This is a genomic window from Kribbella sp. NPDC005582, assembly GCF_040605415.1.
Lineage (GTDB): Bacteria > Actinomycetota > Actinomycetes > Propionibacteriales > Kribbellaceae > Kribbella.
Window position 1 is genome coordinate 145,796 of the sequence record NZ_JBEXCU010000005.1, and the last position, 11,953, is coordinate 157,748.

General features: G+C 68.8%; 14 protein-coding genes and 1 tRNA gene. 11 read left to right on the forward strand and 4 right to left on the reverse strand.

Annotated elements, in window-relative coordinates; genetic code table 11:
• Window positions 1-13 precede the first annotated feature (13 nt).
• Window positions 14-976: a hypothetical protein gene (locus tag ABZS29_RS27110; RefSeq protein WP_355465833.1), complete on the forward strand. Its 963-nt coding sequence runs from the start codon at window positions 14-16 to the stop codon at window positions 974-976.
• A gap of 15 nt (window positions 977-991) precedes the next feature.
• Here the strand turns inward: ABZS29_RS27110 and upp are convergent, their stop codons facing one another.
• Window positions 992-1,633: a uracil phosphoribosyltransferase gene (upp, locus tag ABZS29_RS27115; protein WP_355465835.1), complete on the reverse strand. Its 642-nt coding sequence runs from the start codon at window positions 1,631-1,633 to the stop codon at window positions 992-994.
• A 98-nt stretch (window positions 1,634-1,731) separates the two neighbouring features.
• Between upp and ABZS29_RS27120 the strand changes: the two genes are divergently transcribed.
• The 5 genes from ABZS29_RS27120 (at window position 1,732) to ABZS29_RS27140 (ending at window position 4,646) form a co-directional block, all read left to right on the forward strand.
• On the forward strand, window positions 1,732-1,935 hold the full coding sequence (locus ABZS29_RS27120; RefSeq protein WP_355465836.1) for a hypothetical protein: 204 nt from the start codon (window positions 1,732-1,734) through the stop codon (window positions 1,933-1,935).
• A 37-nt stretch (window positions 1,936-1,972) separates the two neighbouring features.
• Window positions 1,973-2,470 (forward strand): tRNA adenosine deaminase-associated protein, encoded by a 498-nt coding sequence (locus tag ABZS29_RS27125; RefSeq protein ID WP_355465838.1) that lies wholly within the window; start codon window positions 1,973-1,975, stop codon window positions 2,468-2,470.
• 31 nt (window positions 2,471-2,501) lie between these two features.
• On the forward strand, window positions 2,502-2,930 hold the full coding sequence (locus ABZS29_RS27130) for a nucleoside deaminase (protein ID WP_355465840.1): 429 nt from the start codon (window positions 2,502-2,504) through the stop codon (window positions 2,928-2,930).
• A 13-nt stretch (window positions 2,931-2,943) separates the two neighbouring features.
• Window positions 2,944-3,034 (forward strand) — tRNA-Ser (locus tag ABZS29_RS27135).
• A gap of 100 nt (window positions 3,035-3,134) precedes the next feature.
• The gene (locus ABZS29_RS27140) at window positions 3,135-4,646 is read left to right on the forward strand and encodes a potassium/proton antiporter (protein ID WP_355465842.1); all 1,512 of its coding nucleotides are present in this window, start codon (window positions 3,135-3,137) and stop codon (window positions 4,644-4,646) included.
• Window positions 4,647-4,829: 183 nt separating this feature from the next.
• Here the strand turns inward: ABZS29_RS27140 and ABZS29_RS27145 are convergent, their stop codons facing one another.
• A complete protein-coding gene (locus ABZS29_RS27145; protein ID WP_355465844.1) occupies window positions 4,830-5,393 on the reverse strand; it encodes a LytR C-terminal domain-containing protein in 564 nt (187 codons plus the stop codon).
• A gap of 4 nt (window positions 5,394-5,397) precedes the next feature.
• Window positions 5,398-5,691 carry a type II toxin-antitoxin system VapB family antitoxin gene (locus ABZS29_RS27150; protein WP_344147951.1) on the reverse strand — a complete coding sequence of 98 codons (294 nt, stop codon included), beginning with the start codon at window positions 5,689-5,691 and terminating at the stop codon, window positions 5,398-5,400.
• Window positions 5,692-5,990: 299 nt separating this feature from the next.
• Between ABZS29_RS27150 and ABZS29_RS27155 the strand changes: the two genes are divergently transcribed.
• The 5 genes from ABZS29_RS27155 (at window position 5,991) to ABZS29_RS27175 (ending at window position 10,679) form a co-directional block, all read left to right on the forward strand.
• Window positions 5,991-7,544, forward strand: coding sequence for a helicase HerA-like domain-containing protein (locus tag ABZS29_RS27155; RefSeq protein WP_355465847.1), 1,554 nt, complete (start codon window positions 5,991-5,993; stop codon window positions 7,542-7,544).
• 250 nt (window positions 7,545-7,794) lie between these two features.
• Window positions 7,795-9,117 carry a GGDEF domain-containing protein gene (locus ABZS29_RS27160; protein WP_355465849.1) on the forward strand — a complete coding sequence of 441 codons (1,323 nt, stop codon included), beginning with the start codon at window positions 7,795-7,797 and terminating at the stop codon, window positions 9,115-9,117.
• A gap of 75 nt (window positions 9,118-9,192) precedes the next feature.
• On the forward strand, window positions 9,193-9,705 hold the full coding sequence (locus tag ABZS29_RS27165; protein ID WP_355465850.1) for a SigE family RNA polymerase sigma factor: 513 nt from the start codon (window positions 9,193-9,195) through the stop codon (window positions 9,703-9,705).
• Window positions 9,702-10,166 (forward strand): hypothetical protein, encoded by a 465-nt coding sequence (locus ABZS29_RS27170; protein WP_355465852.1) that lies wholly within the window; start codon window positions 9,702-9,704, stop codon window positions 10,164-10,166. The genes ABZS29_RS27165 and ABZS29_RS27170 overlap by 4 nt, the downstream gene beginning before the upstream one ends.
• A 72-nt stretch (window positions 10,167-10,238) precedes the next feature.
• Window positions 10,239-10,679 (forward strand): hypothetical protein, encoded by a 441-nt coding sequence (locus ABZS29_RS27175; protein WP_355465854.1) that lies wholly within the window; start codon window positions 10,239-10,241, stop codon window positions 10,677-10,679.
• A 41-nt stretch (window positions 10,680-10,720) separates the two neighbouring features.
• Here the strand turns inward: ABZS29_RS27175 and ABZS29_RS27180 are convergent, their stop codons facing one another.
• On the reverse strand, window positions 10,721-11,896 hold the full coding sequence (locus tag ABZS29_RS27180; RefSeq protein ID WP_355465855.1) for a hypothetical protein: 1,176 nt from the start codon (window positions 11,894-11,896) through the stop codon (window positions 10,721-10,723).
• Between the last annotated feature and the right edge of the window lie 57 nt (window positions 11,897-11,953).

The following is an 11,953-nucleotide window of genomic DNA, read 5'->3' on the forward strand; positions in this document are numbered from 1 at the left end:
GTTATCGTTCGGCATGGACAATATTTCCCGTCGTGGCTTGCTGACCGGGACCGGCGCCGTACTGGCCGCCGGTGCGCTCGGCCTGCCCACGGCCTCCGCCCGGAGCCTTGCCCTGCCCGCCTCCAAGCGCTTCAAGATGAGCGCGACGACCAACGAGTTTTTCCGGAGCAAGCCGTTGTGGGGACCGACTGTCATGCAGTCGTTCGCCTTCGACACCCCGAACAACCGGCTGTTCACCGGCCAGCTGCGATCCGGCACGCCCGCGGACAGCGGCGATCTGACCCTGAGCCAGCTGGACTTCTCCGGCAACGTGCTCGGTCACATGTACCTGAACGGCTTCGGCCACGCCGTGTCGATCGGCGCCGAGGCGTCCGGCAGTACGTCGTACATCTGGACCGAGACCGATGTCGACACCACGAACGGGCGGGGCCGGCAGATCACCCGGTTCCCGTGGAAGAACGGCCAGACGCTGACCTCGTCGGCGGTGACCAAGTGGAAGCCGGTCGCGGGTGGGAGTGTGTTCACCCCGGCGGTCGATCAGCGGTTCGGCCGGCTCGGCGTACGGCACTCGCTGCCGGACGGCATGCACATCAACGTGTACTCGCTGGCGGCCGCCCGGACCGGTGACTTCTCGACGGTGCTGGCGTCGTTCAAGCAGCCGGCGCTGACGTCGGGCGTCGACTTCCAGGGCTGGGCGCTGTACGGCTCGTACGCCTACTTCTGGGAGGGCGAGGCGTATCCCGGCGACCCGGACGAGACCAAGGCGAACTCGAAGCTGTGGTGCTACGACATCAACGCCGGACAGATCGTCGACTCGTTCCTGACCTTGGCCGGGAAGAGCCTGACGTATCGCGAAGCCGAGGGGATGGCGGTCTACGGCTCCACGGACGCCACGGCCCGGCTCTACTTCGGCTTCGCCTCCGGGGTCGCCGGGGACCGCCGCGCCAACCTCTTCTACCGCAACGATCTGGTCTGAGAACTCCTGAGCTGATTACTGGGCGACGCCGTACAGGCGGTCACCGGCGTCGCCCAGGCCCGGCACGATGTAGCCCTTCTCGTTGAGGTGGCTGTCCATCGCGGCGACGACCAGGTTGCACGGTACGTCGAGGTGCGTGAGCTCGCGCTCGATCCGCTCGACGCCCTCCGGGGCCGCGAGCAGGCAGATCGCGGTGATGTGGTCGGCGCCGCGATCGACCAGGAACTGGATCGCCGCGGCCAGCGTGCCACCGGTGGCCAGCATCGGGTCCAGGACGTAGCACTGGCGACCGGACAGGTCCTCCGGCAGCCGCTCGGCGTACGTGGAGGCGGCCAGTGTCTCCTCGTTGCGGATCATCCCGAGGAACCCGACCTCGGCGGTCGGCAGCAGCCGGGTCATCCCCTCGAGCATGCCCAGGCCGGCCCGCAGGATCGGCACCACCAGCGGCTTCGGCGAGGTCAGCTTCACGCCCTCCGCCTCGGCGACCGGCGTCTGCACGCTGACCGGGCCGGTCCGGACGTCGCGGGTCGCCTCGTAGGCGAGCAGCGTGACCAGCTCCTCGGTCAGCCGCCGGAAGGTGGGCGAGTCCGTGGCCTCGTCCCGCAGCGTGGTGAGCTTGTGGGCGACGAGCGGGTGGTCCACGACGAGGATCTGCATAACCCGGAACCTACCGTCGGCGATTCCTCCCGCGAAACTTCTCCGGGCCGTAGCATCGAAAGTGCATTGGTTTGTGCCCTTCGCCCAGGGGAGTGCCGATGACCGAGAGTGCCGAGAACCCGCCCGACCAGCCCCGGCCGCGGCTGGTCGCGCCACGCCGGGATCTGGACCGGCTGCACCGGCGGGCCGAGTTCTTGCGGGAGCTCGAGGAGGCGAAGGCGCTGCGGGACCGGATCGCGCCGCGGCGCGCCCGGCGCCGGCTGCTCCGCGAGGCGATGCGGCGGGCGACGTACCACCACTGAATTCCCAGGAAGGCCCGGACTCTGTCACCATGACTGTGTGTCCGATGCCACAGCAGGACCAGTAGTCACCGACCTCGACTTCGCAATTGCCGCCTACACCGAGGACGAGGTCTGGACTGTCACCCCGTTGGTGTTGCGCGGGGAACCCGATCTGGCTGCGGTGGTGTCCGGGTTGCGCCGGTACCCCGGCGAGGCCGGCGTACTGGGGATGATCTCGGTCGACGAGGACTTCTTCATCCTGATCCGGCTGGTCGGCGGCCGGGCCCGGTTCCTGATCTCCGACGTGACCGCGGGGACCGAATGGCCGCTGGCCAAGCAGGTCGTCGACGAGCTCGACATCCCGCTGGCCGATGACGACGACGAGCAGGTCCCGGCCGGTGACCTGGCGATCGTCGCCGATCTCGGGATGAGTGCGATGGATCTCGGCGCGCTCTGCGACGACGTCGACCTCTATCCGGAGGAGATGCTCGAGGAGATCGCCGACACGCTGGGCTTCGGCAACGAGTTCCACGAGGCGATCGAAGCTCTTGGTTAGCCCGGCACTGCAGCGCGAGTGGGCCCGGTTGATGACGCTGGCCCTGGACGAGGCCGAGCTCGCGGTGCCCGACGTACCGATCGGTGCGCTGGTGCTCGACGCCGAGGGCGAAGTCATCGGTCGTGGACACAACGAGCGCGAGACGACCGGTGATCCGACCGCACACGCCGAGGTGCTCGCCATCCGCGAGGCCGCCCGGCACGTCGGCGAATGGCGGCTCACCGGCTGCACGCTGGTGGTCACGCTCGAGCCGTGCACGATGTGCGCAGGCGCGATCGTGCTGTCCCGGATCGAGCGGCTGATCTTCGCCGCGTACGACGACAAGGCCGGTGCCGTGGGGTCGTTGTGGGACGTCGTACGGGACCGGCGGCTGAACCATCGGCCCGAGGTGTTCGGCGGTGTGATGGCCGATGAAGCGGGTGCTCGGCTCCGCGATTTCTTTTCCGGGCACAGGTCTTGATAGCCTCTGCGGCGGTGGCGTGTCCGAGCGGCCGAAGGAGCGCGCCTCGAAAGCGCGTGACGGGTACCCCCCGTCCGAGGGTTCAAATCCCTCCGCCACCGCCAACCGCCCTCCGGGGCGGAGTAGGACCGAAGACCCTGATGCTGTGTGATGCGTCAGGGTTTTCGTCTCTCGGGACCTGAGTTCGACCGGAAGGCCCCAACCGTGAACGTGGCAGAGCTCGACCAGATCCTGTTGGCCGGATCCGTGGTGCTGCTCGTCGCGGTGATCGCGGTCCGCCTGTCCGGGCGGCTGGGTCTTCCCTCGCTGCTCATCTACCTCGGGATGGGCCTGCTGCTCGGTGAGTCCGGGCCGGGGCACATCCACTTCGAGGACGCCCAGATCGCCCACGCGCTCGGGTTCGCGGCGCTGGTGATCATCCTGATCGAGGGCGGTCTGACCACCAGGTGGAACGAAGTCCGTCCGGTGATGCCGCTCGGGCTCGTGCTGGCCACGGTCGGTGTGGCAATCAGCATCGGCGTCGTGGCGTGTATCGCGCACTACGTTCTCGGGCTGGACTGGCAGATCGCCGTACTGATCGGTGCGGTGACTTCGCCGACCGACGCCGCCGCGGTGTTCTCGGTCTTGCGGCGGGTGCCGATCAGACCGCGGGTGCGAGGCGCTTTGGAGGCCGAGTCCGGTCTGAACGACGCACCGACCGTCCTGCTGGTCACCCTGGTCAGCACGGGTGCCACGGCTGACCACGGCTGGCTGTACTTCACCGGCCTGGTGATCTACGAGCTGGTGGTCGGCGCGCTCTTCGGGTTCCTGATCGGCTGGATCAGCGTCCGCCTGATCCGCAAGGTCGCCCTCGGGTCAGCCGGTCTGTACCCGCTTGCGGTCGTCTCGCTCGCGATCATCTCGTACGCCGGTGGCACCGTGCTGCTGCACGTCTCGGGCTTCGCCGCCGTCTACGTGACCTCGCTGGTCCTCGGCCGCGCCGAACTCCCGCACCGGATGGCCACCCGCTCGTTCGTCGACGGGCTCGCCTGGCTGGCGCAGATCGGCCTGTTCGTGATGCTCGGCCTGCTCGCCTCGCCCGGCCGGATCAGCCTGAGCGAGGTCGTGATCGCGCTGGTGATCGGCATCGCTGTCACCGTCATCGGCCGGCTGCTCGCGGTCATCGTCTCGGCGACGCCGTTCAAAGTGCCGTGGCAGGAGCAGGCCTTCATCTCCTGGGCAGGCCTCCGTGGCGCGGTCCCGATCGTCCTGGCCACCATCCCGCTGGCCGAACAGGTGCCACAGGCAACCAGGATCTTCGACATCGTCTTCGTCCTGGTCCTGCTCTTCACCCTCCTCCAAGGCCCCTCCCTGCCCTGGCTGGCCCGCAAACTCGGCGTCCTCGACGAGAACGCCGCCATCGAGGTCGAGATCGACGTCGCCCCGCTGGAGTCCCTCAACGCCGACATGTTGCAGGTCCACGTCCCCAGCGAGTCCCGCCTGGCCGGCGTCGAGGTCGGCGAACTCCGCCTCCCCGCCGGCGTCTCGGTCTCCCTGATCATCCGCCGCGACGACGCCTTCGTCCCCGAACGCCGTACCGTCCTCCGCGCCGGCGACGCCCTCCTCGTCGTCACCCCCAGCCCCCTCCGTGACCAAACCGCCCGCCGCCTCCGAGCCATCTCCCGAGCCGGCCGCCTGGCCGGCTGGTTCGGCGAACGAGGCCGCGAAAACCACTGAGTGTTCGAGTTCGCTCACCCCTCGACAAGCGCAGACTGGCGCCACTCGACGAGTGGAAGGACCGTGCTGCGTGTAATCGATTTCCAGCGACCAACTAGCCCCACTCGGGGGCACGCCAGGGGCAGTCGCAGAGTGGGTTCAGTCGGCGGTGGCGGTGTGCGGCACCCGAAGGCGACTGACTGATCAGTTGGGGTTTTGGCCTTTGGGGATGGGCTGGGGGGTGTAGATGACGGGGAGGCAGACGGAGCTGCCGGCGGGGACGGCGATGGAGGCCAGGCCCTTGGCGTTGAGTTTGGTGTATTTGGTGCCGACGACGAGGTCGACGGTGTGGCTGTCGCGGCCGTCGGCTACGGGGGCGGCCTTTTGGGCTAGTTGGCCGGCGACGAGCTGGAGCTCGGGGGCGTTGGTGGCGTTGCCGCGGACCTCGACGGCGTCGACCTTGTTGCCGCTGGGCTCGTTGGCGACCTTGGCGACGTGGAAGCCGCGCTTGCGGAGCAGCTCGGCGACCTTGGCGGCGGTGCCGGCCTTGGCGCCGCCGTTGTAGACGTTGACCGAGACCTGCTTGGGGACCAGGCGGTTGTTCGGCAGTTGCTGCTCGACACAGGTCGGGCCGGCGCTGCTGTTGATCAGCGAGTTCCAGCCCCACCAGGCGCCGCCGACCAGGATCGTCAGCAGGATGACCATGGTGATGGGCGTGCGCCAGTGGATCCGCAGCTGTGGGCGGGGCTGGGGGTGGAGGGCGGTCATGTGATCAGTCCACGACCAGAACCCGGGCGTGCAGAACCAGCCGCTGCTGCAGTGCCGCTCGCAGCGCGCGGTGCAATCCGTCCTCGAGGAACATCTCACCCCTCCATTCGACGACGTGGGCGAACAGGTCGCCGTAGAACGTCGAGTCCTCGTCGAGCAGCGCGTTCAGGTCGAGCGTGCCCTTGGTCGTCACCAACTGATCCAGCCGCACCTGCCGTGGTGGCAGCGACGACCAGTCCTTCGGCTTGAGCCCGTGGTCCGGGTACGGCCTTTCCTCCCCGACACGCTTGAAGATCACCCCCCGAAGTCTAGCGTTGTCAGAGGTCGCGTGAGAGGTCATAAACGTCACCGGAACAGTCCGGAACCCAGGATCAACCTTTTGGATGAGTTGTACGTCATACCCAGGTTGTAGATCTTCGGGTAACGAGTGCCTGAGTGAGGGGATCTGACACCTTTGGCGACGCCCCAGACGCCCGCTGGCGGCGTTGTCGTCGTCGCGAGATGCTCCGCATCGCGCTCCTCCTCCGCCTTGCCAGCGAACGACTGGACCGCCGCCAAAGGCGCCATTTCCCCTCACCCAGGCACTAGCATGCGGCCATGACCGAGACAGGCGACGTCGTCGAGACCGTCAAGCAGGGGTACGCGTTCGAGGGGGCGGCGATCGAGCTCGGCGCGCTACTGGTGGACGGTGAGCCGAAACCGGAGGCGGCGGTCCGGATCCCGTTGTCGATGGTGAACCGGCACGGGCTGGTGGCCGGGGCGACCGGTACCGGTAAGACGAAGACGCTGCAGTTGATGGCCGAGCAGTTGTCGGCGGCCGGCGTCGCGGTGTTCGCGGCGGACATCAAGGGCGACCTGTCCGGGATCTCGCAGCCGGGTGCCAGCAACGAGAAGCTGCTGGCCCGGACCAAGACGATCGGTCAGGAGTGGACCGCGACCGGTTTCCCGACCGAGTTCTACGCACTCGGCGGTCAGGGCACCGGGATTCCGATCCGGGCGACCGTTACGTCGTTCGGGCCGGTGCTGCTGTCCAAGGTGCTGGGACTGAACGACGTCCAGGAGTCGTCGCTCGGGCTGATCTTCCACTACGCCGACAAGCAGGGTCTGACGCTGCTTGACCTGAAGGACCTGCGCGCGGTCATCACGCACCTGACCAGTGACGACGGCAAGGCCGACCTGAAGGAGCTGGGCGGGCTCTCCGCGGCCACCGCCGGCGTGATCCTGCGGTCGCTGATCGGGTTCGCCGACCAGGGCGCCGAGGCGTTCTTCGGGGAGCCGGAGTTCGACACCGCGGACCTGCTGCAGCAGCGCGACGGCAAGGGTCTGATCTCGCTCCTCGAGCTGCCGAACATGCAGGACCGGCCGGCACTGTTCTCGACCTTCCTGATGTGGCTGCTGGCCGACCTGTTCCACGACCTGCCCGAGGTCGGCGACGTCGACAAGCCGAAGCTGGTGTTCTTCTTCGACGAGGCGCACCTGCTGTTCAACGACGCCTCGAAAGCGTTCCTGGACTCGATCGCGCAGACCGTCCGGCTGATCCGGTCGAAGGGTGTCGGCGTCTTCTTCGTCACCCAGACCCCGAAGGACGTGCCGGACGACGTCCTGGCCCAGCTCGGCTCGCGCGTCCAGCACCAGCTGCGCGCCCACACGCCGAACGACGCCAAGGCGTTGAAAGCGACCGTGTCGACGTTCCCGAACTCGGCGTACGACCTGGGCGAGGTGCTCACCCAGCTCGGGATCGGCGAGGCGATCGTGACCGTGATGAACGAGAAGGGCGCACCGACGCCGGTCGCCTGGACGCGGTTGCGCGCGCCGCTGTCGCTGATGGCGCCGGCTGCCGCCGAGCAGCTGACCGCCTCGGTGCAGGCTTCGCCGAACAACGCCAAGTACGCACAGGTGCTCGACCGGGAGTCGGCGTACGAGATCCTCGCGAAGAAGGTGCAGGCCGGTGCCGAGCAGGCGCAGGCCGAGGAGCAGGCCAAGCAGCAGCAACAGCAGCAGGAGCAGCCGGCGCCGCGCGGCCGGGCGCCGAAGCCGGAGAAGTCGATGGTCGAGCAGGTCATCGGTTCGTCGGCGTTCAAGCAGTTCGCGCGGACCGCGGGGCGCGAGATCGTCCGCGGCCTGTTCGGCGCTGCTCGTCGCCGCCGGTAGTCACCGTCCCTGACCGACCGGGTCCGCTCAGCGGACCCGGCCGCCGATCCTGCGGTCTCGAAAGGCACCGCCCGGAAACCTTTTCGAGATCTTCGGGTTCGCCGAAAACCTAGTCAATTCAAGGTTTTTTCCGTTTGATGATTGATCAAACGACTGAATCTGCCGGCGTTGACCATCGTTTCCACATTGTCATCCGGGCCGCTCCGTCGCGGATTGGGACGAGGCGCTCACTCGTCGTACCGTGGGGGTAATGGTTGCGCAGAGTAGGCGATCGGTGCGGAAATGGGCGCTGTGGACCCTGACGGTCCCAGCGTTCGTCGTCGTGGTGCTCGTCGACCTCGGTGCCATCGGGTACGGCGTTCAGGCGTTCAGCGAGTTGCCGAGCTGGCACGGGCTGGACGTGGTGGCCGCGCTGACCGTCTCGGCACTGATCGCGGTCGAGGGCGCGCGCCGGGTGGAGAACCGGCGCCGGCGCGGTGGCGCCCTGCACAAGGACCTCGCCCCGGCGTGGATGATCGCGGCCGCGATCATCCTGCATCCGGCGCTGGCGGTCCTGGTGGTTGTGCTGCTGCGGGTCTGGTGGCGGATCCGGGCCGGCAAATGCATCCCGTACCGGTGGGCCTTCTCGACCTCGGTGCACGTGCTCGCGGTCGGCGCCGCGCATGAGGTCTTCAGTTCGGCGCGGGACATGTTCGGCGGGAGCGAGCTGGCGCTGGTCGCGTCGATGGTGCTCACCGCGATCACCTTCGTCGGCACTGACGCCCTGCTGTGCGGGCTGGCCATCTCGCTGATCGTCCCGGGCAGCAGCCGGCAGGAGACGGTCGGCGGGCTCGACGATCTGTGTATCGACGCGACCGCCGCGATGTTCGGCTGTCTGCTGGCCGGTGCTTGTCTGATCAGCCCGTGGTTCGCGTTCGTGGCGATCCCGATCACCCTCACCGCCCAGCGCGCGCTGCTGCTCGGTCAGCTCGAGTCCGAGGCGCAGACCGACCCGAAGACCAGCCTGACCCGGGTCGACTGGTGGCGCCGACAGACCGAGGAGATGTTGCGCGGGGCGCGCAGCCAGGGCGAGCAGATGGCCGTGCTGCTGATCGACATCGACCACTTCAAGCAGGTCAACGACCGGCACGGGCACCTGGTCGGCGACGAGGCGCTGCGCGCGGTCGCGACGATCCTGCGCAGCGCGATCCGGGCCAAGGACGTGATCGGCCGGTTCGGTGGCGAGGAGTTCGTGATCGCGCTACCCGACACCGGGATCGACGAGGCCACTGTGACGGCCGACCGGCTGCGCAACGCGGTCGCCGCAAGCCCGCTGGCGGCGATGTGTGCCGGCGTACTGGACGATCCGGACCTGGATCCGGACACCTTCCACCTGACGGTCTCGATCGGCGTCGCGGTCTACCCGGCCGACGGCATCACCGTCGACGACCTGCTGCTCCGCGCCGACCGCGCCATGTACGCCGCCAAGGCCGCCGGCCGCAACCGCGTCCGCCTCGCCGCCGACCTCTCGGTGATCACCGCACCCGCTCGGCCGGTAGCTACCGGCGCCGCGGCTCCCACCGACCGCGCCTGAAACTTTCTCCGACCGAGCAGAACCTTTTCGCTCGGTACTGCGTCCTCAGGATTGACCACTGTGGACGGAGAGCGAATGAGTCGTGACGACGACTTCACGGCGTTTGTGCTGGCCAGGTCTGGGCGGTTGGTGCACTTCGCCCGGATGCTGTGCGGGGACGCCGGGCTGGCCGAGGACCTGGTGCAGAACGCGCTGGAGAAGGCCTATCTGCGCTGGGACCGGATCGAGCTCGCCGACCCGTTCGCCTACGTCCGGCAGGCGGTGGTCAACCAGCACCTCTCCTGGGTACGGCGTCGCCCGTGGCGCGAGCGTCCGAGTGGAGCCGCGGCCGAGCTGGAGCTGTTGTTCCTGGACACCCCGGTCGCCGACCAGTCCGGGGCGGTCGACCGCCGGGTGACGGTCGGAGCCGCGCTGGCCACGCTGAGCCGCCGCGAGCGGGCGATCGTCGTACTGCGGTACGTCGAGGATCTGACCGAGCGAGAGACCGCCGCGGTGCTCGGGATCGCGGTCGGCACGGTGAAGAGTGCGAACGCCCGAGCCCTGGAGAAGCTGCGCTCCGCGCCGGAACTGAGTGGAGTGACGCGATGAACGACGACCGGTCGGTGACCGAGGAAGAGCTTCGCGTCGTGCTGGCTCCGGACGGCGGTATCGCACCGCTCGATCCGGCCCGCGTGATTGCCGGGGCGCGCCGGCGCCGGACCGTGCGCGGGATGGCAGCCGGCGTGGCGGCGGTGGGCGTCGCCGGTTTGGCGACGGCGGGAATCATCATGGCCCTCGCTCCCGGGGCCGCGCCGGGACCGGCGGGACCGGGACCCGCGCCGGTGATCACGCCGACCAACAAGCCGATCCCGACGCCGGTCGCGACACCGAGCAAGCCGACGCCGACGCCGCTCGTGACGCCGACCCGCAAGCCGACGATGACGCCGGGCGGCACTCCCACGCCGAGCTCGCCGAAGACGCCGCCGCCGATCCCGGAGCGGACGCCGAGCGGCCCCGGCAACACCCCCGGTACGACGCCGACGCCGCCGCCGAGCAAAAGTCCGAGCTGAGCAGAACCTTTCCGCCACGGACCTGCGTCCTTCAGCCCGACCGAACGACGAATTGGTGGCGGAGGGCAACAAATGGATGAAGTAGGCCGGAAGCGACGGACGACCCGGATCGTGCTGGGCGGCGTGGCCGCCGCGGCGGTGGTGCTGGTCGCGGTCGGTGGGACGGCGATGGCGCGCAGCGGTGGTGGAGACGGCGGTACGCCGACCCCGCCGCCAAGCCCGTCGTTCACGCCGAGCGCCACGCCGCCGCCGGCACCTCCGACGAAGAAACCGGACTACCCGACGCCGATGCCGACGATGAGCCCGAGCGGCAAGCCCACGCCGCGGCCGGCGCCCCCGACGAAGAAGCCGGACTATCCGACGCCGATGCCGACGATGACTCCGAGCGTCCCGCCGCGTCCGCCGGCCGCGACGCCGACGATGGCCCCGAGCAGCAAACCAACGGCGCATCCGCCGGCTGCGACGCCGTCCCAAACGCCGTACCCGACGCCGAGCCGGTCGCCGGGTAAGTAGCAACCGAGGCGCCGGGTGATCCACCCGGCGCCTCAGTGTGTTCAGCAGGCGCCGAAGGTGCCCGCCGCGATCCACGCCTTGGCGACGTACATGCCGGGGTGCACGCGGAGCCAGACGTTGCTGGTGCCTTGGGAACCGGTGACGCTCTGGCCGGTGGTCTGGCACTCGACGGTGACCTGCGCCGACTTGCCGGCCATGCCGACGATCGCGCCGCTGGAGCTGGCCGAGTTGCGGATGTTCAGGTAGCCGGACGAGATCGAGACCGTGCCGCGGCCGCCGTCACCGGTCCACAGGTAGGTGACGTCGACGAAGCCGTTGTTCGACATCGCGAGCGCGTCCCAGAAGGTGCCGTCGGCAAGGTCGATACCGGCTGGGTTCGCGACCGAGCGGCCGAACTGGTCTTTCCCGCCGTTGTAGCCGTCCTGGTACGCCGCCTGCGCCTCGGGCTTGCCCTGCGGCAGGTCCTTCCACATCTCGCGGGTGGCGCTCGGGTTCCAGTAGTCGTCCTTGGTGTTCCACGGGCCGACGTCCCACACCGGCTCGAACGCGCACCGCGACGCCGTACAGACCTTGACCGAGTAGTTGCCGGAGCCGTTGCTCGCGAGGCCGCGACGCGACGGCAGGGCGACGAAGTGGTCGCGGCTGGCGATCACGTGCCCGTTGGCCGTCGTACCGCCGACGAGTCCTTCGCGGGTGGCGAAGACGCGGGACTTGAGCGGCGCGGCCTGGATGGCCATTCCGCCGGGAGCGACCTTGTTGGTCGGCAGCACGGTCGCGTCGCTGACCCACGGCTGTGCGCCGGTCGGCGGTGCGCTGACGATGATTCGCAGCTGCACCTGGCCAGTGGCGCCTGGCAAGGCTGTCGGAGCACCGGCTGTTGTCGGGATCCACTCCGACCAGCGGCCGTTGACCCAGGCCCGTACGTCGACTGCCGCCGACGAGCCGTCCGGCGTACCGGAGCGGTAGTTGGCGACGACTGCCGAGGTCGGTGCGGCGAACCGGACCGGAGTGAGCTCGGCGAGGCCCGAGCGTTGTTTGATCTCGGTCGAGCCGATCGCGGCCGGGGCGTCGCCGAGGATGATCCGGGTGCCGTCGTACCGGACGTTGGTGGAGTTGCTGATGGGCTGTGGAGCGGCCGAGCTCGGCAGGCTGATCGTCAAGAGTGTGACAGCTGTGACGAGACAAGCTGCGAGCTTCGTCGGTCGAGTGATACGCATGTCGCGGGACCTCCGGGGCGGTGAAGTCACTGCATGGAGCATCCAATGTGACAAAGA

Excerpts from the sequence above, each read along its gene's own strand:
- ABZS29_RS27110 (WP_355465833.1), top strand. The coding sequence starts at position 14 with ATGGACAATATTTCCCGTCGTGGCTTGCTGACCGGGACCGGCGCCGTA.
- upp (WP_355465835.1), bottom strand. The coding sequence starts at position 1,633 with ATGCAGATCCTCGTCGTGGACCACCCGCTCGTCGCCCACAAGCTCACC.
- ABZS29_RS27120 (WP_355465836.1), top strand. The coding sequence starts at position 1,732 with ATGACCGAGAGTGCCGAGAACCCGCCCGACCAGCCCCGGCCGCGGCTG.
- ABZS29_RS27130 (WP_355465840.1), top strand. The coding sequence starts at position 2,502 with ATGACGCTGGCCCTGGACGAGGCCGAGCTCGCGGTGCCCGACGTACCG.
- ABZS29_RS27145 (WP_355465844.1), bottom strand. The coding sequence starts at position 5,393 with ATGACCGCCCTCCACCCCCAGCCCCGCCCACAGCTGCGGATCCACTGG.
- ABZS29_RS27155 (WP_355465847.1), top strand. The coding sequence starts at position 5,991 with ATGACCGAGACAGGCGACGTCGTCGAGACCGTCAAGCAGGGGTACGCG.
- ABZS29_RS27160 (WP_355465849.1), top strand. The coding sequence starts at position 7,795 with ATGGTTGCGCAGAGTAGGCGATCGGTGCGGAAATGGGCGCTGTGGACC.
- ABZS29_RS27165 (WP_355465850.1), top strand. The coding sequence starts at position 9,193 with ATGAGTCGTGACGACGACTTCACGGCGTTTGTGCTGGCCAGGTCTGGG.
- ABZS29_RS27170 (WP_355465852.1), top strand. The coding sequence starts at position 9,702 with ATGAACGACGACCGGTCGGTGACCGAGGAAGAGCTTCGCGTCGTGCTG.
- ABZS29_RS27175 (WP_355465854.1), top strand. The coding sequence starts at position 10,239 with ATGGATGAAGTAGGCCGGAAGCGACGGACGACCCGGATCGTGCTGGGC.
- ABZS29_RS27180 (WP_355465855.1), bottom strand. The coding sequence starts at position 11,896 with ATGCGTATCACTCGACCGACGAAGCTCGCAGCTTGTCTCGTCACAGCT.